Annotated in this window: 25 protein-coding genes and 1 other RNA gene; 20 read left to right on the top strand and 6 right to left on the bottom strand. The window is 29.1% G+C overall.

Features of this window, described 5'->3' with window-relative positions:
* The first annotated feature begins 653 nt into the window (after positions 1-653).
* Together CLPU_RS04690 and pepF are read left to right on the top strand one after the other, a co-directional pair.
* On the top strand, positions 654-1,058 hold the full coding sequence (locus CLPU_RS04690; protein ID WP_050354488.1) for a GNAT family N-acetyltransferase: 405 nt from the start codon (positions 654-656) through the stop codon (positions 1,056-1,058).
* A 754-nt stretch (positions 1,059-1,812) separates the two neighbouring features.
* The gene (pepF, locus tag CLPU_RS04685) at positions 1,813-3,618 is read left to right on the top strand and encodes an oligoendopeptidase F (protein WP_050354487.1); all 1,806 of its coding nucleotides are present in this window, start codon (positions 1,813-1,815) and stop codon (positions 3,616-3,618) included.
* 51 nt (positions 3,619-3,669) lie between these two features.
* Here the strand turns inward: pepF and CLPU_RS04680 are convergent, their stop codons facing one another.
* Positions 3,670-4,884 (bottom strand): NAD(P)/FAD-dependent oxidoreductase, encoded by a 1,215-nt coding sequence (locus CLPU_RS04680; RefSeq protein ID WP_050354486.1) that lies wholly within the window; start codon positions 4,882-4,884, stop codon positions 3,670-3,672.
* 164 nt (positions 4,885-5,048) lie between these two features.
* Positions 5,049-5,867, bottom strand: a complete 819-nt coding sequence (locus tag CLPU_RS04675; RefSeq protein ID WP_050354485.1) for an NAD(+)/NADH kinase — start codon at positions 5,865-5,867, stop codon at positions 5,049-5,051.
* Positions 5,868-6,004: 137 nt separating this feature from the next.
* Here CLPU_RS04675 and CLPU_RS04670 point away from each other — a divergent pair, with 137 nt between their 5' ends.
* Entirely contained in the window at positions 6,005-6,922 is a 918-nt protein-coding gene (locus CLPU_RS04670) for an RluA family pseudouridine synthase (RefSeq protein WP_050354484.1), read from the top strand.
* A gap of 182 nt (positions 6,923-7,104) precedes the next feature.
* Positions 7,105-7,467, top strand: a complete 363-nt coding sequence (locus tag CLPU_RS04665) for a plasmid mobilization protein (protein WP_479691155.1) — start codon at positions 7,105-7,107, stop codon at positions 7,465-7,467.
* A 101-nt stretch (positions 7,468-7,568) separates the two neighbouring features.
* On the opposite strand, the gene CLPU_RS04660 is transcribed toward CLPU_RS04665, so the two are convergent.
* Positions 7,569-7,991 carry a helix-turn-helix domain-containing protein gene (locus CLPU_RS04660; protein WP_235436105.1) on the bottom strand — a complete coding sequence of 141 codons (423 nt, stop codon included), beginning with the start codon at positions 7,989-7,991 and terminating at the stop codon, positions 7,569-7,571.
* Positions 7,992-8,194: 203 nt separating this feature from the next.
* On the opposite strand from CLPU_RS04660, the gene CLPU_RS04655 reads away from it, so the two are divergent.
* The 6 genes from CLPU_RS04655 to CLPU_RS04640 all read left to right on the top strand — a co-directional run bounded on the left by CLPU_RS04655 (position 8,195) and on the right by CLPU_RS04640 (position 13,466).
* The gene (locus CLPU_RS04655; protein WP_050354483.1) at positions 8,195-9,961 is read left to right on the top strand and encodes an ABC transporter ATP-binding protein; all 1,767 of its coding nucleotides are present in this window, start codon (positions 8,195-8,197) and stop codon (positions 9,959-9,961) included.
* Complete coding sequence (locus tag CLPU_RS18325; RefSeq protein WP_235436104.1) at positions 9,951-10,691, top strand: ABC transporter transmembrane domain-containing protein; 741 nt, start codon at positions 9,951-9,953, stop codon at positions 10,689-10,691. The genes CLPU_RS04655 and CLPU_RS18325 overlap by 11 nt, the downstream gene beginning before the upstream one ends.
* Before the next feature lie 54 nt (positions 10,692-10,745).
* The gene (locus CLPU_RS18320; RefSeq protein ID WP_235436103.1) at positions 10,746-11,663 is read left to right on the top strand and encodes an ABC transporter ATP-binding protein; all 918 of its coding nucleotides are present in this window, start codon (positions 10,746-10,748) and stop codon (positions 11,661-11,663) included.
* A 14-nt stretch (positions 11,664-11,677) separates the two neighbouring features.
* Positions 11,678-12,010 (top strand): metal-dependent transcriptional regulator, encoded by a 333-nt coding sequence (locus CLPU_RS04645; protein ID WP_050354482.1) that lies wholly within the window; start codon positions 11,678-11,680, stop codon positions 12,008-12,010.
* Positions 11,955-12,152: a winged helix-turn-helix domain-containing protein gene (locus CLPU_RS16565; protein WP_082154073.1), complete on the top strand. Its 198-nt coding sequence runs from the start codon at positions 11,955-11,957 to the stop codon at positions 12,150-12,152. The genes CLPU_RS04645 and CLPU_RS16565 overlap by 56 nt, the downstream gene beginning before the upstream one ends.
* A 1,047-nt stretch (positions 12,153-13,199) precedes the next feature.
* Positions 13,200-13,466, top strand: a complete 267-nt coding sequence (locus CLPU_RS04640; protein ID WP_050354481.1) for a hypothetical protein — start codon at positions 13,200-13,202, stop codon at positions 13,464-13,466.
* A 74-nt stretch (positions 13,467-13,540) separates the two neighbouring features.
* Here CLPU_RS04640 and CLPU_RS04635 read toward each other — a convergent pair whose 3' ends face one another.
* Positions 13,541-14,359, bottom strand: coding sequence for a hypothetical protein (locus tag CLPU_RS04635; RefSeq protein WP_050354480.1), 819 nt, complete (start codon positions 14,357-14,359; stop codon positions 13,541-13,543).
* 116 nt (positions 14,360-14,475) lie between these two features.
* Between CLPU_RS04635 and CLPU_RS04630 the strand changes: the two genes are divergently transcribed.
* The 5 genes from CLPU_RS04630 to CLPU_RS04615 all read left to right on the top strand — a co-directional run bounded on the left by CLPU_RS04630 (position 14,476) and on the right by CLPU_RS04615 (position 18,409).
* Positions 14,476-15,213 carry a class I SAM-dependent methyltransferase gene (locus CLPU_RS04630; RefSeq protein WP_050354479.1) on the top strand — a complete coding sequence of 246 codons (738 nt, stop codon included), beginning with the start codon at positions 14,476-14,478 and terminating at the stop codon, positions 15,211-15,213.
* A 68-nt stretch (positions 15,214-15,281) separates the two neighbouring features.
* Positions 15,282-15,578 (top strand): hypothetical protein, encoded by a 297-nt coding sequence (locus CLPU_RS04625; RefSeq protein WP_050354478.1) that lies wholly within the window; start codon positions 15,282-15,284, stop codon positions 15,576-15,578.
* Between the two features lie 102 nt (positions 15,579-15,680).
* A complete protein-coding gene (ftsH, locus tag CLPU_RS04620) occupies positions 15,681-17,447 on the top strand; it encodes an ATP-dependent zinc metalloprotease FtsH (RefSeq protein ID WP_235436101.1) in 1,767 nt (588 codons plus the stop codon).
* A 153-nt stretch (positions 17,448-17,600) separates the two neighbouring features.
* A non-coding RNA gene (gene ssrS, locus CLPU_RS16555) (6S RNA) lies at positions 17,601-17,779 on the top strand.
* Positions 17,780-17,941: 162 nt separating this feature from the next.
* A complete protein-coding gene (locus CLPU_RS04615) occupies positions 17,942-18,409 on the top strand; it encodes a GNAT family N-acetyltransferase (protein ID WP_050354477.1) in 468 nt (155 codons plus the stop codon).
* On the opposite strand, the gene CLPU_RS04610 is transcribed toward CLPU_RS04615, so the two are convergent.
* The gene (locus CLPU_RS04610; protein WP_050354476.1) at positions 18,404-19,936 is read right to left on the bottom strand and encodes a putative polysaccharide biosynthesis protein; all 1,533 of its coding nucleotides are present in this window, start codon (positions 19,934-19,936) and stop codon (positions 18,404-18,406) included. The two genes, CLPU_RS04615 and CLPU_RS04610, sit on opposite strands and share 6 nt — an antisense overlap.
* A gap of 197 nt (positions 19,937-20,133) precedes the next feature.
* On the opposite strand from CLPU_RS04610, the gene CLPU_RS04605 reads away from it, so the two are divergent.
* Positions 20,134-20,376 carry a hypothetical protein gene (locus CLPU_RS04605; protein WP_050354475.1) on the top strand — a complete coding sequence of 81 codons (243 nt, stop codon included), beginning with the start codon at positions 20,134-20,136 and terminating at the stop codon, positions 20,374-20,376.
* An 11-nt stretch (positions 20,377-20,387) separates the two neighbouring features.
* Here the strand turns inward: CLPU_RS04605 and CLPU_RS04600 are convergent, their stop codons facing one another.
* Entirely contained in the window at positions 20,388-21,197 is an 810-nt protein-coding gene (locus tag CLPU_RS04600) for a histidinol-phosphatase HisJ family protein (RefSeq protein ID WP_050354474.1), read from the bottom strand.
* Between the two features lie 345 nt (positions 21,198-21,542).
* Between CLPU_RS04600 and CLPU_RS04595 the strand changes: the two genes are divergently transcribed.
* The 4 genes from CLPU_RS04595 to CLPU_RS04580 all read left to right on the top strand — a co-directional run bounded on the left by CLPU_RS04595 (position 21,543) and on the right by CLPU_RS04580 (position 25,303).
* Positions 21,543-21,737 carry a hypothetical protein gene (locus CLPU_RS04595; protein WP_050354473.1) on the top strand — a complete coding sequence of 65 codons (195 nt, stop codon included), beginning with the start codon at positions 21,543-21,545 and terminating at the stop codon, positions 21,735-21,737.
* A gap of 77 nt (positions 21,738-21,814) precedes the next feature.
* Positions 21,815-22,546: a glycerophosphodiester phosphodiesterase gene (locus CLPU_RS04590; protein ID WP_050354472.1), complete on the top strand. Its 732-nt coding sequence runs from the start codon at positions 21,815-21,817 to the stop codon at positions 22,544-22,546.
* A 235-nt stretch (positions 22,547-22,781) separates the two neighbouring features.
* A complete protein-coding gene (gene lpdA, locus CLPU_RS04585; protein ID WP_050354471.1) occupies positions 22,782-24,161 on the top strand; it encodes a dihydrolipoyl dehydrogenase in 1,380 nt (459 codons plus the stop codon).
* 257 nt (positions 24,162-24,418) lie between these two features.
* Entirely contained in the window at positions 24,419-25,303 is an 885-nt protein-coding gene (locus CLPU_RS04580) for a diacylglycerol/lipid kinase family protein (protein WP_050354470.1), read from the top strand.
* Positions 25,304-25,389: the final 86 nt, after the last annotated feature.

Genomic DNA, 25,389 nt, shown 5'->3' with positions numbered 1-25,389 from the left:
AAATTTAAATATACCATAATAGATATCGGATATTAAGTATAATATTATACTTATATCCGATATTTCATTATATATTAGAATTATTAAAGGCATGTATTATAAGTAGTATAGTTAGTATATTATAATTTATCTATTAATAATAACTAAAATGAAAAAGGGAATAGATATTCACGCTCATCTTTTAAGACATATCTATTATTTACTATCGTGCAACTAAGAATATAAAGGATGTTCAAGAGCGTTTAGGGCACTCTCATGTACAAACTATCATGAATATGTATCTATATCCTTCTGATGAAGATATAAGAGCAGATTGGGAAAAAGCTCAATCATTATTTAAACTAACTAAAGGATATATAAATTGTAAGTAATCAAATAAGTTTATTAGAATATAAAAATGTAAATGAATATGAAGGTAAAATAACGGAGACATTATCTAAATATATAGAAAGAAGAATAAATTAAGATAAATCAATAAACCATAGAGAGATAAAAACAGATTACTTTTTAGAAAATAATAAATGGTATATGGACTTCTTTAATAGTATAGAGTAATTTAAAGAGTAAGTAAAAATAAACTATGCAGAGATCTATAATTATTATAAAATGTATAGTAGTTTATAGTTAAATTATGATATGAAGGGAAATCAAATATGGGAAATATTACAGTAACTGAAAGAAAGCCATCAGTTGAAGAATATATTCAGTTAAGAAATTCTGTTGGTTGGAAAATATTACAGTATGACAAAATTGAAAAAGGATTGAATAATTCAATTTACTGTGTTTGTGTAGAAGATCGGGGTAATATAATAGGATTTGGTAGAATTGTTGGAGATGGTGGAACAGTTTTTTACATACAAGACATAATGGTTACACCATCATATCAAAAGCAGAAAATTGGTACATTAATTATGAGAAAAATAATGGATTATATTAGTGATAATTGTATAGATGGTGCTATTGTAGGTCTGATTGCACTGAGCAAACTTGATAAGTTCTATAAAAAATTTGGGTTTGTATCTAACCAAAATAATTGTTTTTATAGATACAATGATTAGTTTTTATAACTAATAGTTGACAACATTCGTATATTACGATAAAAGCTAGTAATTTAGTATATAATAAATTACTAGCTTTTATCGTAATTATAATATGTTGAATAATTTTTAAATCTAGACTTTTTTAAATTAGGTTTTGATAATAATTAAATAGCTAAAGTTAAAGTTTAACTTTAACTAGTAAATGGCTTTAAATACAGAATTTAATGATATAAAGTATAACCTTAATAAGAGAACTTTAAATATAAGATAGGTTGTTTGATAATTATAAATTCAAAAACTATAGGTGAATATAACTATTGATTACTTAAAAATTTTCAAACTGGATAATATAGATATAAATTATCATATTTAATTTAAATAATAGCCTTTAATTATTTTATTTCTTTTGTGCAAGAAAAAATTAAATATTATATAAAGTTACTTTTATGCAGACATGTTTTTTTATTAAAAGACTATTAAATGAAAATATAAGTTAACTCTTAAAGTTAAAGTTTAACATTAATTCAATAATAGGTTAATATAGCGATCTTATAAATTAATGTAAAAGATTAATATCTGTTAAAATTATTTTCATGGAAATAAAAGATCAATTTTTAATTAAAAGAACATTTCATTTGGTAAAATAAAAATAATATATTTTTAAAATAATATTATTTTGTAGCATATATTTAAACAAAGTTATGGTAAATATTATATATAAGACTATAAGAAGAATATAATTATCTTAGTTAATTTGAAAGGAGAATATTAAATGTCAGATACTAATAATGAAATAAAAGAAAGGAAAGATATTGATGAAACATACAAGTGGGATTTATCATCAATGTATTCAAATGATGAAGAATGGGAGCAAGATTTTGATAAATTAAAACAATTATCTAAAGATATAATAAAATATAAAGGGGAAATTGTTAAAGATTCTAAGACGTTATTAAATGTATTAAAGCTTAAGGATGAAATTTCTAGAACAATAGATAATGTTTATACATTTTCTAAAATGAAGTTAGATGAAAATACTACTAATAATAAGTATCAGTCATTAACAGATAGAGCTAGTAGTCTAATCGTTGAAATTGAAGAAAATTTATCTTTTATAACTCCAGAGATATTGTCTATAGAAGAAGATAAGCTGAGAGAATATATAAACAGTGAAAAAGATTTAAAGATATATGAACATTATTTATCTGAGATTGTTAGAAAAAAAGAACATGTATTGTCATCACAGGAAGAATCTATAATAGCTCAAGTTGGAGATCTTGCTAGTTCTACAGAAAATATATTTTCTATGCTAAACAATGCTGATATAAAATTTCCAAAGATAAAAGATGAGAATGGAACTGAAATAGAAATAACTCATGGAAACTTTATACCATTCATGGAAAATAAGGATAGAAGCGTAAGAAAAAATGCATTCAAGGGATTATATGATACATATAATAAGTTTAGAAACACTTTTGCTACGTCATTAAGTGGAGAAGTTAAAAAGAATATATTTTATTCTAAAGTTAGAAAGTATAAATCATCATTGGAAGCCTCTTTAGATCAAAATAATATCTCTACAAAAGTTTATGATAACTTAATAAGTACTGTACATGATAATTTAGATCTAATGCATAGATATATTAAGCTAAGAAAAAAAATGTTAAAGTTAGATGAACTTCATATGTATGATCTATATACTCCAATGGTTAAAGACATTGATATGAAAATAAATTATGAGGAAGCTAAAAAAATAGTTTTAGAAGGACTTAATCCTCTTGGAGAAGAGTATTTGAATGTAGTAAAGGAAGGATACAATTCAAGATGGATAGACGTATACGAAAATAGAGGGAAAAGAAGTGGAGCATACTCTTGGGGAACTTATGATTCAGATCCATATATACTACTTAATTATCATGATACTTTAGATAATGTATTTACACTTGCTCATGAGATGGGACACTCAATGCATAGCTACTATTCTAAAAAAACTCAACCTTATATATATGGTGGATATAGTATATTCGTAGCAGAGGTAGCATCTACTGTTAATGAAGCGCTGCTTATGGAATATATGATAAAAAATGCTAAAAATAAAGAGGAGAAACTATATCTTTTAAATCATTATCTTGAACAATTTAGAGGTACCGTATTTAGACAAACTATGTTTGCTGAATTTGAAAAGATAATTCATGATAAGGTTGAAAGTGGTGCAGCTTTAACAGCAGATTCTGCTAGTGAAATATATAAGGAACTAAATGAAAAATATTATGGAAAAGATATAATAATAGATGAGGAAATAGCAATAGAATGGGCAAGAATACCTCATTTTTATTACAATTTCTATGTATATCAATATGCAACAGGATTTTCAGCAGCTATTGATTTATCTCAAAAAATTATAAATGAAGGTAAAAGTGCTGTAGATAGGTATATATCGTTTTTAAAAAGTGGGAGTTCAGATTATCCTACAAATGTTTTAAGAGAAGCAGGAGTTGATATGACTAAGCCAGAGGCTATTGATAATGCACTTAAATTATTTAAAAAGCTTCTAGAAGAAATGGAAAATCTAGTATAATAAATAAAAACACTTGATTATAATGTTAAAAATAATCAAGTGTTTTTTTATTTATTTTCTTTGTCCTATGATGTTTATAAGATCATCTATACAAATATCTTCTATATTAATATCACTTAAATCTATTTCTTTCTCTATAGCTATCTTTAATATGGAAGATTTTTTCATGTCATTAATTACTATTGCACCTATAACCTTTCCATTATTTATTAATACTTTTTGATAATTACCATTGTTTAACTTTTCTACCAATACATTTGTTGCCTTATTTTCATCAACTACACCCATTGAGAATATTGATAGATTAAATGCATTTAATAATGTAGCAGGTATAGGTGGTGTATATTTAATATCTTTTCCAATTATATTATACCCTGCTGTTTTCCCTTGTTCTATAGCTACATTCCATAGTCCATATGTATAACCATCAAATTCGGCTACATCACCAGCTGCATAAATATTCTCAACATTAGTTCTCATATTTTCATCTACTATAATGCCTTTATTTGTTTTTATATTAGTATTATTGACAATGTCTATATTAGACCTTATACCAGCAGAATAAATAACCATATCACAGTCAATGTTTTTATTTTCTTGTGTGGTAAATCCTGAAACTTTATCATCTCCTAATATCTCTTTTATTTGTGTATTAAATAATATTTCAATACCATGTGATTTTACTGAATTCGTCAATATTTGAGATGCATTTTCATCTAGTTGTCTAGGCATAAGTCTAGGAAAAATTTCACTCAATATGACTTTTTTATTAAATTGAGATAAAGTCCAAGCTGTTTCAAGTCCTAGAATTCCACCACCTATAATTAAGACAGAATTATTATTTTTAGTAAATTCGTTTATTTCTATAGAGTCTTCTAAAGTTCTTAATGTAAAAACACCTTTTTTATTAATACCTGAAATAGGAGGAGTAAAGTTATGTGCACCATTTGCTAACAATAATTTTGTATAAGAAATTATCATTCCATTAGAAAGCTTAACTTCATTTTTTACTGTATCTATTGAAATAACTTTTGTATTTTTGTAAATATTTATATTATTAGAGTCATACCACTCTTTTTTTTGAAGTAATAATTTGTCCTCTTCTAATTCACCAAGGAGTCTCTTTGATAATTTTATTCTACTATATGGATAGAACTTTTCTTCATTAATTAAATCAATATCTATATTCTTATTTATTTCTCTTATAGCTTTAATAGCTGATATAGATGCAATACCACTTCCTATGATAATAACTTTTTCTTTCATATGTACACTCCTTCAATAAGTTTATTGTTAAATATAGTTACTATTTCCTTATATAAAGATAATAGAATTAATTACCATAATTATATTTAATAATACACCAAACTAAGTAGATCTAAACAAAAAAAGCTATCCAAGTTCTGTATAGCTTTTTATTAATTATATATTTATAAGAATTTATCCCGTACATTAGACCAAAAAGTTTTTTCATTTATGGTTAATTTTCTCAAAACTTTATTTGAATATTGAAAATTAATTTCTATAATATTGTCATATTGAAACTGCTTTCCATCAACTATAATTAATATTGAACTTTCATCTCTATACTCAGGAGTTACTTTTATATATGAGTCACTAGGTATAATAAGGCTACTTTGTAGAGACCTATAAGCTTTAGAGTTAATAGGTGCTATAGGTGTTAATTGTAAAGTTTTTAATGAAGGATTAATTATACTACCTCCACAGGAAAAATTATAAGCAGTACTTCCTATAGGAGTAGAAACAATGATTCCATCTCCACTTACTTTTTCAAAATGTTCATTATCTATTGATATATTTAGATGGATTACTTGTGATTCAATTCCTTTTAAAGCAATTTCATTAATTCCTCTAAGTACTATACAGCTATTTCTTGTACATATTATTGCTTCTATAAGCTTAAACTCTTCTATTTTATATTTTTCTTCATATAGATTATTTACAAAACTATCAAGATTATCGGGAGATACTTCTTGAAAAAAACCTAAATGACCTGTATTAACTCCTATAAAAGGAGTATCAGGAAAGTTATACTTATGAACAGCTCTTAAAAAGGCACCATCTCCACCTATACATATATTTAACATGGCACTTTCATCAAAAGTTTCAGAAACAAAGAAACCCTTAGATTTAAGTTTGGACTCTAAAGTTTCATAAGTTTCCTTTGAACGGGAATCATTATTATGTATAATATTAATTATGCTTTTTTTATTACAATCTCCACACAAAATAGGTTCCTCCTATAAGCTTTTAATAGAAAATTACTTAATATTTAAAGTTATTGAATAATATAAATAAAAAATTTAACACTATTATAATACTTATTATACACTAATTAAATACATAATAAAACGGAGGCAAAAATATGAAAAACTTTGAAGAAAATGAAAGTATAGTATCATTTAAAGTAGAAGATGATGAGCTTACGGTTGAAAGAACTTTAAAAAAAAGATTTGATGTTTCAAGTAGGTTATTTAGAAAACTAGTTAAGACAAAATGTGTATTTTTAAATAATAGAAAGGTAAATAGAAATGAAACAGTAAAAAAAGGGGACATAATTACTATAATAATGGAAGATGAAAAAGATTCTAATATTCCTCAAAATGATATACCTATAGATATTATTTATGAAGATTATGATTTAGTAATTATCAATAAACAGCCTAATATGGTAGTTCATCCTACAAAAGGTCATCCATATGGAACAATAGCAAATGCACTTGCTTATTACTTCAAAGAAAAAAATATAAAAAAGAAAGTAAGATTCGTTAACAGGTTAGATAGAGATACATCTGGAGTATTAGTAATAGCTAAGAATTCATTTGCACATCAACAACTATCAAAACAGTTTCAAGATGATCTAGTTGAAAAAACTTATTTGACATTAGTAAAAGGTATAGTAAAAGAAGAAAATGGTACAATAGATATGCCAATAGAAAGAGACGAGGAAGATTCTATAAAAAGAGTGGTAAGAGAAGATGGTAAACGCTGTATTACACACTATAAGGTTATAGAAAGATATAAGAATTCCACCTTATTAGAAGTAAAGATAGAGACAGGAAGAACTCACCAAATAAGAGTACATTTAAGCTACATAGGTTATCCTATAATAGGAGATCCACTATATAATAATTCTAGCGAACTTATTAATAGACAAGCATTACATTCATATTCTCTTAAATTTAATTTACTTAGAACAAACAAAAGAATAGAAGTAAAAGCTGAGTTACCAAAAGATATACAAAAAGTTATAGAGTTAGGCAAGAAAGAGTGTATTGAGTAAATAAAAAATAACATTTTTTGCATTACTCTCAACAACGCTAATCAACTAATCTGAATATTAGAAACGCCGGAAACCTGTATAAATATTATGTTTTTTAGCAGTTCCTACGTTTTTTATAATGAGGTCTGTGGGGCGTTTCTTTCGTAGTAGGAATAGAGAAAGAAGAATAGCAGGCATAGAAAGTGTGTACCTACTTCCATATTTTCTACCCTCCGGCCTCATGTCCGGCGTTTGAAAAATTAATTGTTGGGAAGTGTCCTAAACCCTCGGAAAAGAAGCGAAAGAGACAGTTGAAATTTTATGTGACGGAATGGGAACGGGCATTGATAGAGGAAAAAATGAAGCTACTTGGCACTAAGAACATAGGCGTGTATCTTCAGAAAATGGCGATTGACGGTTACATCATTCAAGTGGATTACTCCCCTATCAAGGAACAGGCCGCAGAGATACAGAAAATCGACGTGAATGTGAACCAGATTGCAAAGCATATCAATGCTATTGGGAACATCGATGAGCAGGGCATAAAAGAGATAAAGGGGCGTTGACTGAAATATGGCGGTTACAAAAATTAAGTCTATCAAAGCACATTAAAAAAGCACTGGAGCGTAGCCATGAATGGCTAACGCGCCTGGTGCTTTTTTAGTTCTCATTTTCTTTTTGCCATTTTCCGATATTCTCCTGGCAAAAGTCCGGTGCTTTTTCGGAATAATTCTGCAAAACGGCTTGCACTTGTATATCCAACTGTTTCAGCTATCTGCCCAATGGGAAAATCAGTATCAGAAAGTAAATGTTCTGCTTGACCCATACGGCGTTGCTGAATATATTCTGTTACGGTACAACCGTGGAACTGTTTGAATGTTGTTTTTAACTTTGTGGTTCCCATGCAGGCGATTTTCGCCAACCTTTCTAAAGGAATAGTGTAAGCATAGTGATCGTTTAGATAGGCAGTAACCGTTTCGATTTTTTGAATGTCCTGTTTATAAAGTGAAGTATATGCTTCCGATTTCTTTTTCCGTTTTCTCTCAACAATTAAAGACACCGCTTCCGCAACTTTTCCTTCATAAAACAATTTTGCTGCAATACCGTTTCTGCGATAATTCTTCACTTGATTAAGAAGGATTATGAATTTGTCTGCCGCACTTGTTCACGTGTTTTACACTTTGATGAATGCGAAATGTCCGATGATATAGGTGTTTCTATAAGTAACGAAGAAAAATTGCGTGAGTTGTTTGTAATACAAAATGATACTACGCAAAGGAAAGGATGATTATGTTGAAAGAGAAAAAGAAAAATCCTGTCGCTCTTTTACTCCATTGGGCAGGAAAAGACAGGTATTGGTTGATTTTATCAGTTATTTTATCACCGATAAGCGGACTTTGCACAATGGTTCCTTATTTTGGAATTTATCGTCTAATGGACGCTGTTTTTTCTGGCACTTGTACGAAAGAAATTGTATATCAAAATGCGTTATTGGTTGCTGTTTCTGTCATAGTTCGTTTTGTGCTGTTTGGTTCTTCTGGTATTGCATCACATAAAGGCGCATACGGAGCATTATTCCGTGTTCGTTGCATGGTTGTAGATCATATGTCAAAAGTTCCTTTAGGGGCATTAAGTGAGCGCAGCACCGGGGATATAAAGACAGTCCTCAATGAAGATATTGAAAAACTGGAACTGTTTTTGGCTCACAATCTTCCGGATTTGGTCTGCTATCTATGCGGGCCTATCGTAATCTTTATTTATTTAATGACAGTAAATATTCCTATGGCATTGATTTCTTTAATCCCGCTTATTCTTGCTGCTGCAGTTATGGGTATTATGTTCCGCAACATAGATGAAATGATGGGCAGGGCGAACCGTTCTATTTCTAATCTTAATTCTGTGATGATTGAGTATATCAGCGGTATGAAGCTCATTAAGGCTTACAACATGGGAAGCAAATCTTTTCAGAAATATGCAGGAGCAATCAAAGAAGAAAATGACGTATGGAATGAAATGTCCCGTAAAATGGGGCCGCCGTATGCTGCGTTTATCGTGATTATTGAGTGCGGTATGCTCCTTATGGTTCCTTTGGGTGGTATGTTTTTTATGAAAGGCTCTTTGACAGCCAGTACCTTTCTAATGTTTGCTTATGTTGGCTCTCTGTATTTAACTGAAATTAGACCTCTACAAGAGTTAGGCGGTACATTTGCAGAAGTCCTCACTGGAATTACTAAAACAGCTGAAATCTTAGAAATTCCTACCAATGAGGGCGGCATAGATTTTCCGAAAAAGCATGATATTGAATTGAAAAATATCAAGTTTTCTTACGACGGAAAAACAAACATTTTAGAGAATTGCAATCTCCACATTAAAAACGGTGAAAAAATGGCCTTAGTTGGTCTTTCTGGTGCAGGCAAGAGTACTGTAATCGAACTGATTTCCCGTTTTTATGATGTGCAGGACGGTGAGATTTTAATTGATGGTAAAAATGTTAAGAAAATCAATTATGAAACACTTCTGAAAAATGTTGCTATTGTATTTCAGAAAACATTCTTGACCCGTGATAGTGTGTTAGAAAACATCAGAATGGGTAGTAATGCCAGTCTTGCAGAAGTGCGGGAAGCGGCAAAACAGGCACAGATTGACGATTTTATTATGTCCCTGCCTAATGGCTATGATACAAAGGTGGGTAGCTTCGGCGCAAGGTTCTCCGGTGGCGAAAAACAACGGATAGCGATTGCAAGAGCGATTTTGAAAAATGCCCCTATCTTAATTTTAGACGAGGCTACTTCCGCAGCCGATCCAGAAAATCAAGTTGAAATTGATAAGGCCATTCAAAATCTTTGTAAAGGAAAAACAGTTATTATTGTTGCGCATCGCCTTTCTGTTTTAAAGACTTGTGACAGAATAGCTGTGGTTGAAAGCCACACGATTTCTTGTGTTGGAACGCATGAGGAAGTACGAAAGAAAAATGTCTACTATAATCAGGCATGGACGGATTATGAAAAAGCTCGTAATATCGTTTATCAGTTGGAAGGAGGGGCTGTTCATGCAAACTAAAAATCCTTTAGAGAAAGATAAGCATTTTTACTGGGGCATTGTATTGACTGTATTAGAGGGACTGTTATCTGGCGGTAACTTTATGTTACTTTGGGTTGTCATGCAGGAATTATATTCTGGTTCAATAGATGTAGGACGCATTTTTTCTATAACTGGAATATTAGCGGGTATTTTTGTCTTGCGTCTTATTATTTACAGCACTGGTTATGTACAGGCACAAATTGGAGGCGCAGAAGTCAGTAAAAATGTTCGTTTGTTCCTTGGGGATAAAATCAAGAAAATCCCATTATGCCGTTTTACACAGGGACAAACAGGTGAATATATCAACACAGTTACAAGTGATGTAAACAACTATGAAAAAATTTTAACTCATAAGGTCGGAGATTTAGCAAAAAACATCTCCCTATCTGTTATGTTGATTATTTTTGTGGCGACAATCTGGCTTCCGGCAGGAATTATTCTTCTTGTTGCAGATTTGCTTTTGGTTCCTGCACTGTGGTTCTCATTCCGTGCAGTAAAGAAGTACGGAAACCAAAAAGCGGCTATCTGTGCAGAGAATGTCAGCAGCATTGTAGAGTATGTAAGTGGTATTCAAACATTTCGTGCTTATGGCATCGGAGGTACAAAAAATAAGACAGTAACAAAGGCAATGAAAGATTTTAGTGATATTAGCTTCCTATATGAAGCAAAAGTACTTCCGATAGGTGCGGTACTTGGTATTCTGATTTAGGCAAGCCTGCCGTTTATTATGTGGACTGCCTCTGTTCCTTGGTTTGCAGGCACTTTGGATACGGTTTCTTATCTGTTGATTTGTATGTTTCCGATTTTCCTTGCAAAGCTTGCGAATGGTATTTTTATTGACTTGACAAGCTATAAAAATTTGATGATTTCTAAAAAACAGATTTTACGTGTTATAGATGAAAAAGAAGAAACAGGCAATATGGAACCGTTTATTAACAAAACTCATGAGATTACTTTTAAAGATGTGGATTTTTCTTATGTGCAGGGGGGTGAGTCTGTGTTAAAGAAAATTGCTTTTACCGCGGGCAATCAGAAGTTAACAGCGATTGTTGGGGACTCGGGTTCCGGAAAATCCACAATATTGAATTTGGTTTCCAAATATTACGAAGCACAGGATGGTATGATCTCAATCGGAGGGAAACCCATTGAGAATATAGCAGCTGAACGGGTGTTAGAGCAAATTTCTATGGTAGATCAAGACGTATTCCTATTTAATGACACTATCCGTGATAATATTCGATATGCCCGCCCAGATGCAACAGATGAAGAAATAGAAGCTGCCTGCAAAGAAGCGAACTGCGACGGGTTTATCCGCAAAATGGAAAAGGGATATGATACACCGACAGGTGAAAATGGAAATCTTTTATCCGGTGGCGAACGTCAGCGTCTTTCCATTGCCCGTGCTATCTTGAAAAACAGTCCTATTTTGCTTTTAGATGAGGCAACCGCAAACCTTGATATTGAAAACGAACTGGCAGTAAAACAGGCTATTTCTAATCTGCTGAAGCAGAAAAAAACAGTGGTTATGATTGCACATACCTTATCTATTGTAAAAAATGCAGATGAAATCCTTGTGGTATCTAGCGGTAAAATTGTAGAGCACGGTGCGCATGATGACTTGATTAAAAAGGGTGGGAAATATGCTACCATGTGGAAAGCAGAAGAACAACTTTCCGTATAAGTAGGTGTTACTATTTGGGTTTAGAAAAATCTTTAGAGGATTATTTAGAAACTATTTTAATATTGAAAAACAAAAAAAGCATTGTCCGTTTTGTTGATATTGCCCGATACATGAATTTTTCAAAGCACTCTGTTAGCCATGCAGTTAAGGAATTACGGAAAAAAGATTATCTGACAATGGATTTAGACGGTAGCTTGCGTCTAACGGAAAAAGGTATAGATAAGATTATAGCAGCTTTGGCAGACAGGCAAAAAATAGAAGTCATGCAGCCAGTCGCTTCTCTTACCAGTCATGAATTATCTGGCTTCAACGCTGGGACAGGTATTCACAAAAGAGCAGATATTTGAAGAAGTCTGGCACATGGATATTAATAGTTGCTATACAGTTGTTATCAACGATATCTGCTGCCTGCGGGCAAAGATTGAGCCGGATAGGGAAAATCCCACTTACACAAAAACAGTTTATGGTGAGTATGAATTTAACGCATAAAAAAGCCGAGACACAGCAGCTACAATAGTTGCTGCGTCCCGGTATTTAATTATTCTCCGCAGTTTCAAAGGAAAGCTGCGCATATTCTGTTTCTGTCAAAGCGTTCAGATTCTTTATGATATGCTCTGTAAGCTCCTGTATATCCTATTTCATATAAGGGCAGGGGGGCGTTCATTCCCTCCACCGTTTTCCGACAGGTACAGCATTTGTCAAAGAAGCTCTTTGGTTTTCAAGGCCAAGTCCGGGTTTCTTAGGTGGTGGTTTGACATAACCGTATAGCCCTTGTTTTTTTCCACACGGAATACTGCCATAGTTCATCAGTTTCTTTCTGATTTTGGGTAAAAAAATAGACGCTCATTGCTGAATGTCTATAATCAAGCACTGTTTAATTTTCTTCCATTAAGTAGTCCTTTATGACCTCCCCAAAATCTGCGATAAAGGAAAACAGGAAATAGTTAAGTGCTTAGGGATGAGTGCCTATCAATTTCATTTCTTCCGTAACTGGCAATCCCATAAGTCTATAGAGGACTTGAATAGTTTGGAATAGACGCTTGTTTTCAGTAAGGGTATTTATATCAAGAAAAAGGTGTGTTAGCCTGTTAATGTTATCCATATCACAGCCCGTAGTTGCCCATACCATTTCTAAAAAAGGTGGGGTAACTGCTCCGAATATAAGGTTATCTTGTCCTTATTTATATTCCTGGATGGTAGTATAATATCTTTAGAGAGTAGTATGTTTTGCATGATATTCCTCTTTCTTTTTTTAAATTTTCCGTGGTGCCCAAATGGTGCCTGGTCAGCAAAAAAAGCGTTATAAAAGGATATGATAAGATATGCAAAAATGCTGTAAAGCCTTGATTTATAAGGGTATTTCATGAAAAACTATAGGGATGTATAAGGACTTATGAACCGTCAAATCAAAAAAATAGAAACATTAGATTATTGAAGATATTATTATTTTATAGGTTTTAAAAACATAATTTATTCTATATAGATGCACAATACTTATATAGCTTTAAACTAAAAGTAAATTATGAGGTGATTTTAATGCTTAATAGTATAAAAGAGACAAGAATAAGAGAGGATAATGGACTTCATAGAATAACTTTAGAAGTTCCAGAAAAAGATTTTTTTGAAGCATATGATGAAGTTGATGAACATTCAGCTTATGATTTATTAAAACAGTATCTATTATATAGAGAAGATGATGGTAGACCTAAGAATGTAGATATTAACTATAATAAAAATAGCCATATAGTTACTATAACAACAGAATTACACTATTTAGGCAATGATCATACTGACTATAATTAAAACAAAACAGATAAAGTTTTCAAAAACTTTATCTGTTCTGCTTTCTTATACATACATGTATATACTAGATTTATCTATTCTTTATCTAAACTATCTATATTTTCAAAGTCATCATCTATATTTGTATTTTCAGAGTCGTTATCTACATTTGTATTTTTAGAGTTATCATTTTCATTATTATTGTTATTATCATTATCATTATCATCAGAAGAACTAAGTGCACTTAATATTTCAACCATTTGCATCATATCTTTCATCTTGTCAGCTGTTTCTGCATTATCACCTAACATGGGCTTTATCATATCTATCATACCATCTAAGCTGTTTCCTTTACTCTTCGAGGAATCAAATAACGTAGTAACTGCACCTAGCATACCTTTATATTTATCAAAATTTGCAACGATATTAACAAGAGGTTTTATATTCTTTATTTTTTCTTCAGGAATATCATCTTTTAGTGTTAATAGTATACTATTAAATCTATCTTTTGATGAAAGGCTTTGGCTAGATACTATTGGATTAGAGGGGGTAGTTTCAGAAACAAAATTAATTAAGTCCACTACCTTATTCATTTTTTCGTATGTAAATATAAACGAATTGAGTTTTTCAACTATAGGTTCTGGAAAATATGGACCGATTTTCTTTAAAGTACCTATAGAGTCGTTTACATTTTCAATGCTTATAGATTTTGAAATTTTATTTATCATATCACTTATAGCTAATATATTATTTTTCTTGCTACCATTAAGAGTATTACTTCTAGTTCTTGTATTATTTTTATTAAAGTTTGAGGCAAATAATAAAACGGGTATAAATACTAAAAAATTATTATTGAAAGAGCCAGAGCTATGTGAGAAATCATCAGTTGGTAAGTTTATATTTGTGTCTTCCACATTTACACCTCCTTAAGTAGTTTATGGCAATTAGTCTCTATAGTATAATATGATTTAAAGTAATAAATTGTTACAAAAATAATAAAAATATTATTAAATAAAAAGGAGTTGATATAATGGGATTTTATGAAGAACTTAGTAAATATTATGATATAGTGTTTCCTACTTCAATGATGACAGTTAAATTTATATCAGATAGGGTAAAAAAACATTCAAAAATATTGGACATAGCTTGTGGGACAGGAAACTATTCTATAGAATTATCAAAACTAGGATATAAAGTAGATGGAGTAGATTTAGACGATGAAATGATAAATAACGCTTTAAATAAAGCTAATGAAAATAATTTAAAAATAAACTTTAAAGCAGGGGATATGAGAGATATTCATAATATATTAAAAGATGAGTCTTATGATATGGTATTTTGTATAGGAAATTCACTAGTTCATTTACAAAGTTTAAAAGAAATTGAAGAATTAATAAAAAACATATATCAAATAACTAGAGAGAATGGAAAAATAATAATACAAATAGTAAACTATGATAGAATATTAGACTTTAATATTGATTATTTACCGACTATTTCAGACAAGGACAAAGGGATAGAGTTTATAAGAAAATATGATTATGATGATAAAGATAAAAAGGTTTATTTTAATACAGAGTTAGTAGTAAAAAGAGATGAAAGAAAAGAATCTTATACTAACTCTATACCCCTATTTCCTTTAAGAGTATCAGAACTAGAGGATATTTTAAAAAATATAGGATTTAAAAGAATTGAGCTATATGGAAGTTTTAAGGAGGATAAATATACTAAAGATTCTTTTCATACTATAGTTGTAGCTGAAAAGTAAAATTTTGAAAGTAATATATTAACATGTTCCCTCATAAATATATAAAGAATAAAAGGAGGGGACATTTTATGAGTAATGAAAATAATAAAGACATAGATAAAGTATTAGAACAATTAAAACAAAAAGTTAATCCATCAGAAGAACAACTTGATCAGTTAAAGGAACTAGCAAATAAGTATTCGGATAAATCTGAAGATGAAATATTTTTTGAAATAATAAAACTTAATAAAAAATTATCAGAAGAAATGGGAAAAGATGAACTTGAAAATAAATTGAAAAAATTGGAAAGTATTCGCCCTATGTTAAGTCCAGATCAAAATAAAAAGCTAGATAAGCTAGTTGAGGCTATTAAGCAGTCCTTATAGGTACACATTAATGTGTACCTATTTTTTTATATAAACTCTTTAAATAGACAATTGTTATTAAAAATGTTATAATAATTTATCAGATTATGTAAACCTGAAAGGGTGATTTTATTGAAATTAAGTAAAAAGATGAAGGTACTTTTAGTTATAGCTACGATAGTTCTAGTATCAACAGTATCTTTAACAACTTTTTTTGTAAAACAAAATAAGTATCAAGAGATTTCATATACAGAATTTATGACAAATGTTAAAAAAGGAAATATAAAAAATGTAAATTTGAGCGATGACTCTAAAATAACAGGAGTAACAAAAGACGGAAAAAATTTCAAAACAGATAATCCTAGATCAGAAGATTTTAAAAAACAACTATTAGAGTCTAAAGTAAAGGTAGAAGAAACTAATGGAACTTCTTTTGTAACCAATACTTTCTTTTTAGTTATGACTTTGATTGGTTTTGTAGGGATTATTCATTTCTCTAGTAAAAACTCATCGAAACAAGCTCAGAAAGAAATGACTCAAATGTCAAGTATAGGTAATGACAATGATGTTTCAACAAAAATAACCTTTGATGATGTTGCAGGAAATGAGGAAGCTAAAGAAAATCTTAGAGAGTTGGTTGACTTTATACAAAATCCAGAAAAATATCAGAAGTATGGAGCTAGAATGCCTAGAGGTGTTCTATTATACGGTGCACCAGGTACTGGTAAGACATTATTGGCTAAAGCTCTAGCAGGTGAGGCAGGAGTTCCTTTTTTTGCAGTAACAGGATCTGACTTTATTCAAATATATGCAGGGGTTGGTGCAAGTAGAATAAGAAGCTTATTTAAAAAAGCTAGAGAAGCAGGTAAATGTGTAATATTTATAGATGAAATAGATGCAATGGGAAAAAAGAGAAAATCAGGACTTGCAAGTGGGGCTTCTGATGAAAGTGATAGAACGCTAAATGCTCTCTTAACGGAAATGTCTGGTTTTAAAGGCAATGAAGGTATTATTGTTATAGGAGCTACAAATAGAATAGATACATTGGATGATGCTTTACTAAGACCTGGTAGATTTGATAGACAGATAGAAGTAGGATTACCAGATGTAAATGCTAGATATAAGATCCTTAAGCTTCATAGTAAGAATAAGCCTATATCTCAGGATGTCGACTTGAAAAAGGTTGCATATCAGACTGTTTATTTTAGTGGAGCAAAGTTAGAGAGTCTTATGAATGAGTCAGCTATGATAGCAGCAAAGCATAATGATTTAAATATAACAATGAATCATATAGATAAAGCTTTTTATACAGTTGTAGTAGGAGAAGAAAAAAAAGATAGAAGTAGTATTTCTTTAGAGGAGAAATCTATTACAGCATATCATGAGGCGGGACATGCCTTAGTTGCAAAATTAACTTGTCCTAAGAATAGAGTTACAAAAGTTAGTATAATACCAAGTACTAAAGGTGCAGGAGGCTTTAGTATGAATATTCCTCCTGATAAAATGTATCAGACAAAAGATGATATTAAGAACCATATAATGATTTCTTTAGGAGGAAGAGCTGCTGAAGAAATTGTATTTGGAAAAGATAACATTACTACAGGAGCATCAAACGATTTAGAGAGATCTACAAATATGGCTCTTTCTATGATAAGTAAATTCGGAATGGATGATGAAGCAGGGCTTATAAACTACGAAATAGCTTTAGGTGGAAATTTAGGTGCTAATAACTATATTATAGATAGAACAAGATTTATATTAAAAGAAATGTATGATAAAACTTTAGATATTCTGAAAAATAATATGAATTTATTAGAAAAAATTACTCAAAATCTTTTGGAAAAAGAAACATTAGATGAAGATGAGATTAATAATATATTAGAAAATTAAATGATAAAGGCTAAATTAGTAAAACTGCAAAAATAAAAGGAAAATTTATTATACTCTAACTAAACATATATAAAGTAAGATAATTTTATAAAATAATAACTATCTTACTTTTTAAAAAAATGTATTTGTAGTATAATAAATTCACAACATAAAACATTCCTGAGATGTACGAGAGCTTTTGATAATTCAACCGACATATGTATTACGGGAGTTCAAGTTCTATAGTGTATGATAGGCCTACTTGTATAGGAAATCAGAAACTAAAGATAGAACACCCACCTGCGAGAGATGCGGGTATGAATTAGCAGGGCAACCGGCATCGCGGGAAAATCCTTAGGCACTAGCTTAAGGATTTTTTATTGTTTTTAAAAATTTAAGAGTAAAATATGTATTTAGCTAATGTTTTAATAGTTTAGTATATTATTATATTATAATTAGCTAGAATTGTTACTTTAAAGTGTAATTAATAAATAATTTAAAAGGAATGACTTTAAATGATAAAAAAGATAGATGTTAATAATGAAGATTTGCTTATAAAAGTATTAGATATTCAAAAGGAAGCTTATAAAAAAGAAGCAGAAATTATTAATTTTTATGATATACCTCCTTTAAAGGAAAATATAGATGACATAAAAAATAGCAATGAAACTTTATATGGATATTTTGAAGAAAATAAGCTTTTAGGAATTATATCATATTACATAGACGAAAAGACTTTAGATATATGTAAAATTGCAATTCACCCTAGTTATTTTAGAAGAGGAATAGCTAATAAGCTGCTAAAATTTATAGAAAATGTAGATAGCAAAGTAACAAAAATAGTAGTTACAACTGGTTCAAAAAATGAACCAGCAACTAGACTATATGAGACAAATGGATTTATAAGCATTGGAAAAAGAGAAGTACATGATGGAGTATATATAACTATATTTGAAAAAAGTATAAATAGTCAAACTTTATAAAAACTTTTTATAAACAAAATCAGGAAGTGCTTTTGTAACAAATAATAATAATAAGTATGAAGAACCAGATACACTCATGCAAATTAAAAGAACAAAGAAACTTTTTATACCAATATTAATTATAAATATATATGTTATGAAGGTTATAAGTAATGACAGCATAGTAGCAAATGTTGGCTTTAAAATATAATCAATAAATTTAAACTTTATTTTAACTGATTTTTCAAGTGTAATATAATTTAGTACAAATGTAATTAATGTTGATAATATAAAACTTATAAAAAATCCATTAATACCAAATGAAGGATTTGATATTAGATAATATGAAGTAATTAATTGAATAATAGTTCCAATTATATGATTGATTGTTGATATAAGCTGCTTACCGATTCCTTGAAGAATTCCTGAAAGAGTATGTTGTAAAGATAAAAATACAATACTATAGCTCATACTAACTATATAGCTTGATACTTTGACATCATTATAAAAAAGCTTAGAAATTGGCGTTGCAAAGAAAATAAAGTATCCAGTAATAGGGATAGAAACCAACAAAGTGATTTTTATACATAAATGAATGTTAGAATTCAAAGCTACTTCTTCTTTGGAATCCAAAAGCTTAGATAAAGTAGGTACTATATTTACGACTAGAGCAGAAGTAACTATAAATGGTAGAAAAATCAATGGCATTGCCATTCCCATTAGTCTTCCAAACATACCTATAGCTTCGCTATTTGTATATCCAGCTTTTATTAGAAGTTGAGGTATAAGTATAGCATTTATTAATTGCATTAATACATTTGTAAGTCTAGATATAGTTATAGGAAAAGATATTTTGACCAATTTAGAGAATATAGAACTATATTTAATGCTTGAATTTAGTCTTTTTTTATTCTTAAAAGAAGAAATTTTAAAGCTTAGTAATAACCATAAAAATCCAAAGAACTCTCCTACACTAACAGCTATTGTAGCTATTAATAATCCTACTTTAGGGCTAACCCCTTTAAGATATGTCATGATTCCGATAACAAACAATACTCTAGTTACTTGCTCGATTACCTGGGCAATACCTGGTGGATTCACTTGATTTATTCCATAAAAATACCCTCTTAATATTGAGCTTAAAGATATTATTATAATAGCTGGAATAAGTAAGATTACTGCTAATCTTACATCGTTATTTTTTAATAGATTAAAGCTTATATATCCGTTAAATAATAGCAAGATTAGGCTTAATAAAATACTTAATAAGAAAGAAAAACAAAATGCAACTTTAAAAACCTTTATACTACCATTGCTATTACTTATCGTTTGCTGACTTGCAACTAATTTAGATACTGCTATGGGAAGTCCAGAAGTTGTAAAAGTAATTGCTAGCATTAATACAGGACTAACTATATGATAAAGACCTATCCCTTCAGCACCTATATTTTTTGATAATATAATTTTATAAGCAAAGCCTATAAATCTAACGACAAAATTTACTAGAATTAAGATAGTTGTACTATAAATAAAACCTTTCTTAGTCAAAATACCACCTCTAATATAATCAAAATAATTAAGATATTTAATAATATAAATATTCCTTAGTTACTTGAATAATTACTTCAAAAAATTTAAAATGACATTATTTAAAATAAGCTTAGAATTAAATGTATAATATCTTAGATATATCAAGAAAATAGAAGTGAAGGGAATAAATTTAACGAGGTTATTAGGAGGAAAAAATGAACTTAATATGTCCACTTTGTAACGGACTAAAAGAAAAGAAAGTTAAATGTAAAAACTGTAGTGACTATATGAAAGATTATGGACCTATAGTAAACTTCTATGACGATTATAGTCCTTATCTTTCTAATGATATAACTCAGCTTGTTGATGGAGTATCCCATGACTGTTGTTTGCACTTATTCAATTGTGATAATTGCAATTATGATGAAAAAGTAAAAATAAATAGGGTGAGGAAATGATCCTACCCTATTTATATATTAATAAATTGTTTTTTTCTATTTTTAAAAATAGTCAAGTATTTGAAGTCTAATTCTTTAAGAAGTTTTATTACATCATTGTATGCAAAACCTATATCTTCTGGCTTATGAGAGTCTGAGCCAAACGTTATAATTTCTCCACCCAAACTTTTATAAAGTTTTAATATGTCTAAGTTTGGTAAGAATGATTCCATGCCATATCTTATACCTGAAGTGTTTATCTCTATACCCTTACCCTTAGAAATTATTTTTTTCAAAACCTCAGATATTATTTCTTTATAGTCTTCAAATTTTACAGATTCATTTAAATACTTGGAATATCTATCGATTAAATTTAAATGGCCTACTATATCAAAATTATCGAATTTATCTAAACATGTATACAGATCCTCATAGTATTCTTCATAGGATTTAATAGCTGATTTATTTTCAAAAAACTCACCTTCATGAAGATCTTGTCTCTTTACTGTGTGTACAGACATTAATATAAAATCAAATATATCTAATGGTAATAATTCATGTATCTTATCAACTAAATGAGGCTGCATACCTAATTCTACTCCTGATAATATTTCAATTTGATTTTTATAATTGTTCTTAATTTTTTTAAATTCTTTCATATAATCTTCTGTATTAAAAACAAAATTGATTTCAGAACTATAGTTTCCGCTTCCGTAGTCATAGTCTATATGGTCAGTAAAGGATAATGATTTTATATTTTTATCAATAGCTGCTAGAACCATTTCTTCCATGGTATATTTACAGTCTCCTGAAAACATACTATGAACATGATAGTCATACATTACAAACACCCCTATCTAAATTTAAGAAATACCATTTCATATAATTCTACTAAAGTATCATATATAAGTAAATATGATGCATGTTAATTTTAACAACAGTAACTATCAAAAAAACAATAATAAAAGTATTAAAAATATTTGATAATTATTTTAATTTTGGAAATGCTATATATATAGTTAGCTCAGTATAATTTGATATACATAATAATGTATGGATTATAAGTATGTGATCTTATAGAAGATATACGATATAAGGATAGATATTATTTATTTAAATATAGTAATAAATTTAAAAATAGTAGAAAATAATATAATAAATCTAAAAAATAATAAGGAGGATTTTTTATGGATTTAAATGAAAAAGATATTTTAAAGAAAAAAATATTAGATGCTCAAGAAATGGTAAGAGATTATGAAGTTTTTTCTAAAAAAATGAGAGACACTGAATTAGCAGAAACATTTAAAATATTTGCTGAAGAATCAGGAATGCAAGCAAGAAGATTACAAGAAATTTTAAAAAAACATAATAGCCAACAGTAAAGCTTTTAAATAGTCCCAAAGATTAAGGGGCTATTTTTATTTTTTGGAATATATTGAACTTATAAGGGGTGAAATGAATGAAAAAGCCATTAATAATTGCGCATAGAGGTGCATCAGCATATGCTCCAGAAAATACTATTTCTTCATTTAAGAAAGCAATAGAAATGAAATCAGATGGTATAGAATTAGATGTACAAATGACTAAAGATAATGAAATTGTAGTTTGTCATGATGAAATGTTAAATAGAACAACTAATGGAGTGGGATATATAAAAGATTTAACTTTAAAAGAAATAAAAGCATTAGATGCAGGAAGTTGGTATAATGAAAAATATAAAGGAGAAAAAATACCTACTCTAGAAGAAGTTTTTGAAATTGTAAAAGATAAAAATATATTAATAAATATAGAACTGAAAAATATATTTATTCATTATGATGGATTAGAAGAAAAGGTTGTAGATTTAATTCAAAAAAAAGAATTAACTGATAATGTAATAATATCTTCATTTAATTATCCTAGTTTAATAGAAATTAAAAAAATTAATAGAAAAATAAAAGTAGCGCCTTTATATATGTTTAAATTTGATGATTTATTAGTTCATGCAAAAAGAATAAATTCAAGTGGAATAAGTATGATTTCCATGTTAATAGATGATAAGTTTATTAATGATTGTAAAGATAATGGATTTAACACATATTTCTTTACTATAAATGATAGATGTGAAATGATGAGGGTACTTAAGAAAGGTGTTTCAGGAATATTAACAGATTATCCAGATGTAGGAGTGAACTTATTAAAAGAACTATAGAAAAATATTAATGACTAAAAACATTATATAAAAATTCTATAAATATTAAATATTAATATAGAATAAATATATTTAATGTACTATAATTTTATATGAGAACTTATTTAGACAAAGTTTCTGAAGTATGTTAAACTTTCATTGATATATGAATGAATATACATAAATAAGTTCTGTATTATTAAATGATATACAAACTTTTATTAAAATAAATAAAAAACTAAAGGAGGCGGAACCTGTGTCACAAATTTATGATGTTATAGTAATTGGAGGAGGTCCTGCAGGATACGTAGGAGCTATAAAAGCAGCTCAACTTGGTGGTAAAGTTGCTATAGTAGAAAAAGATAATTTTGGTGGTACTTGTTTAAATAGAGGATGTATCCCAACAAAGACTTATGTAAAAAACGCAGAAATTATAGAACATATTAATGATGCTAAAAGTAGAGGCATTGTGTTAGACAATACAAACTTTAGTCTAGATATGGATAAAATAGTAAGTTATAAAAATAGAGTAGTTAGAAGACTTACAACTGGTGTAGGTGGTCTTTTAAAAAGCTACGGTATTGACATATATAATGGTGTAGGTAGATTAACTAAAGATAAAAAAGTACAAATAGATGAAGGCGACATAATAGAGGGTAAAAAAATAGTTCTTGCTGGGGGATCAAAAGTAGCTAGAATAAATATCCCTGGAATAGATAGCCCAAAAGTACTTACAAGTGATGAAATATTAGATTTAAAAGAATTACCAGAAAGATTAGCTATAGTTGGTGGTGGAGTAATAGGTACAGAGATCGCTACTATATTTAATGCTTATGGTAGTAAAGTAACTGTTATTCAGTCAAATGACAGAATAGTTCCTACAATGGATGAAGATGTAAGTATTGAATTAGGAAAATTACTTTCTAAAAAAGGCGTAAAAATACTTACTTCAAGTAGATTAAAAGAAATAGAAGACCAAGGAGACAAAGTACTTTTACACTTAGAAGGAAAAGATCCAGTAGAAGCAGATTTAGTATTAATATCAATAGGTAGAGTTCCAGATTTAGATGGTGTTGGAGAACTCGAATTTGAAATGAACCGTGGAGCGATAGTAGTAAATGACAAGATGGAAACAAGCATAGAAGGAATATATGCTCCTGGAGATATAAATGGACAATTAATGCTTGCTCATGCAGCATCTAAAATGGCAGAGGTTTCAGTTATAAATGCTCTAGGTGGAAATGAGACATTTAAGGCAGAAAATGTACCAGCTTGTGTATATTCATTACCAGAAGTAGCAGCAGTAGGGTTAACAGAAGAACAAGCTAAAGAAAAATATAGTAATGTAGGTGTAGGTAAATTCCCATTTGGTGCTAATGGTAGAGCATTAGCTTCAGGTGAAGGAAATGGTTTTGTAAAAGTAGTAACAAACAGAGATAATGAGCAAATATTAGGAGTTCATATTATAGGAGTTTCAGCTGCTGAAATGATTAATGAAGCTGCTGCTTTAATGGAAGCAGGAGTTACAGCTGAAGGTGTTGCAGAAACTATACATGGCCACCCAACATTCTCAGAAGCATTTATGGAAGCATGTGCAGATTCTTTTGATAAATGTATACATTTACCTAAAAAATAAAACATATAATGAAATATGATTATTAGTCTATAAGCTTCTTTTTAAGAATCTTATAGACTTTTTTTATTATATAAACTACTTATTAAGCTAATACTAATATATCTTTGATTTTATCTTGTTAAAATAGTATACTAAGTAAGTGTATAATTTAATAAAAGTAATATTTTAGTAAAAACTTAAATAAATCTCATAAATATAATAACAAATATTTAAATATCGATTTAAAATACTACTACTCATGAGGAAAGGTGACTTTTATGAGAAAGGTAAAAATTATAAATAATCCTTCAGCAGGTAGAAATATTGTTCAAAAAAGATTAGATAGTATATGCAAGATTCTTATGGATAGTGGATATATTATAGGAAAATATTCTACCAAAGGGAAAAATGATGCTATGAATGAAACAATAAAATCTTGTAAAGAAGACTGGGATATTATTATAGCTTGTGGAGGCGATGGAACTATAAATGAAGTTGCTACAGGTATAGTAAAGGGAGGAAGAAAAATTCCAGTTGCTATATTGCCAGCTGGTACTGTTAATGATTTTGCAAATTATATGAAACTTCCCAAAAGTCCAAAAAAATTTTGTGAAATGATAATAAAAGAAAATACAATAGATGTTGATTTAGGAAGAATTAATGATAAATACTTTGTAAATGTTGCAGCAGGTGGGTTATTAACCAATGTAGCACATGAAGTACCTGTTGAAGCTAAGACTATATTAGGAAGAATAGCTTATTATATAGAAGGTATGAAACAAATGCCAAGACAGATGTTTAAGGGAATAAATATAAAAGTAGAAAGTGAAGAATATACTTCAGAAGAAGAAATACTTTTATTCTTATTAACTAATAGTTCATCAATAGGTGGATTTAAGAAGCTTGCTCCAAAGGCTCAAGTAGAAGATGGTCTTTTAGATTGTATAATAATTAGAAAATCTGAGATACAAGATGTCTTTTCAATATTTATCAATTTATTAAAAGGCGAACATATCAATCACCCAAATGTAAAATATTTTAAGACTAAAAAAGTAATCATAAACTCAGATCAAGAAGTACAGATAGATATTGACGGTGAATTTGGAGGAAAATTACCGGCTACCATAGAAGTTTTACCTGGTAGTTTCAGGATACTAGTTTAATGAAATAATTATGATTATGTATTAAGTTTTTAAACTATTTACAAAATTTGTAACTATTGAAACTTTAAATATCAAAATGGTATAAT

This window comes from Gottschalkia purinilytica, from assembly GCF_001190785.1.
Classification (GTDB): Bacteria; Bacillota; Clostridia; order Tissierellales; family Gottschalkiaceae; genus Gottschalkia_A; species Gottschalkia_A purinilytica.
The sequence above is the reverse complement of the archived record's forward strand: the minus strand, read 5'-3'. Positions and strand labels throughout refer to the sequence as shown.

Excerpts from the sequence above, each read along its gene's own strand:
- CLPU_RS04690 (WP_050354488.1), top strand. The coding sequence starts at position 654 with ATGGGAAATATTACAGTAACTGAAAGAAAGCCATCAGTTGAAGAATAT.
- pepF (WP_050354487.1), top strand. The coding sequence starts at position 1,813 with ATGTCAGATACTAATAATGAAATAAAAGAAAGGAAAGATATTGATGAA.
- CLPU_RS04680 (WP_050354486.1), bottom strand. The coding sequence starts at position 4,884 with ATGAAAGAAAAAGTTATTATCATAGGAAGTGGTATTGCATCTATATCA.
- CLPU_RS04670 (WP_050354484.1), top strand. The coding sequence starts at position 6,005 with ATGAAAAACTTTGAAGAAAATGAAAGTATAGTATCATTTAAAGTAGAA.
- CLPU_RS18325 (WP_235436104.1), top strand. The coding sequence starts at position 9,951 with ATGCAAACTAAAAATCCTTTAGAGAAAGATAAGCATTTTTACTGGGGC.
- CLPU_RS16565 (WP_082154073.1), top strand. The coding sequence starts at position 11,955 with ATGAATTATCTGGCTTCAACGCTGGGACAGGTATTCACAAAAGAGCAG.
- CLPU_RS04640 (WP_050354481.1), top strand. The coding sequence starts at position 13,200 with ATGCTTAATAGTATAAAAGAGACAAGAATAAGAGAGGATAATGGACTT.
- CLPU_RS04630 (WP_050354479.1), top strand. The coding sequence starts at position 14,476 with ATGGGATTTTATGAAGAACTTAGTAAATATTATGATATAGTGTTTCCT.
- CLPU_RS04625 (WP_050354478.1), top strand. The coding sequence starts at position 15,282 with ATGAGTAATGAAAATAATAAAGACATAGATAAAGTATTAGAACAATTA.
- CLPU_RS04615 (WP_050354477.1), top strand. The coding sequence starts at position 17,942 with ATGATAAAAAAGATAGATGTTAATAATGAAGATTTGCTTATAAAAGTA.
- CLPU_RS04605 (WP_050354475.1), top strand. The coding sequence starts at position 20,134 with ATGAACTTAATATGTCCACTTTGTAACGGACTAAAAGAAAAGAAAGTT.
- CLPU_RS04600 (WP_050354474.1), bottom strand. The coding sequence starts at position 21,197 with ATGTATGACTATCATGTTCATAGTATGTTTTCAGGAGACTGTAAATAT.
- CLPU_RS04595 (WP_050354473.1), top strand. The coding sequence starts at position 21,543 with ATGGATTTAAATGAAAAAGATATTTTAAAGAAAAAAATATTAGATGCT.
- CLPU_RS04590 (WP_050354472.1), top strand. The coding sequence starts at position 21,815 with ATGAAAAAGCCATTAATAATTGCGCATAGAGGTGCATCAGCATATGCT.
- CLPU_RS04580 (WP_050354470.1), top strand. The coding sequence starts at position 24,419 with ATGAGAAAGGTAAAAATTATAAATAATCCTTCAGCAGGTAGAAATATT.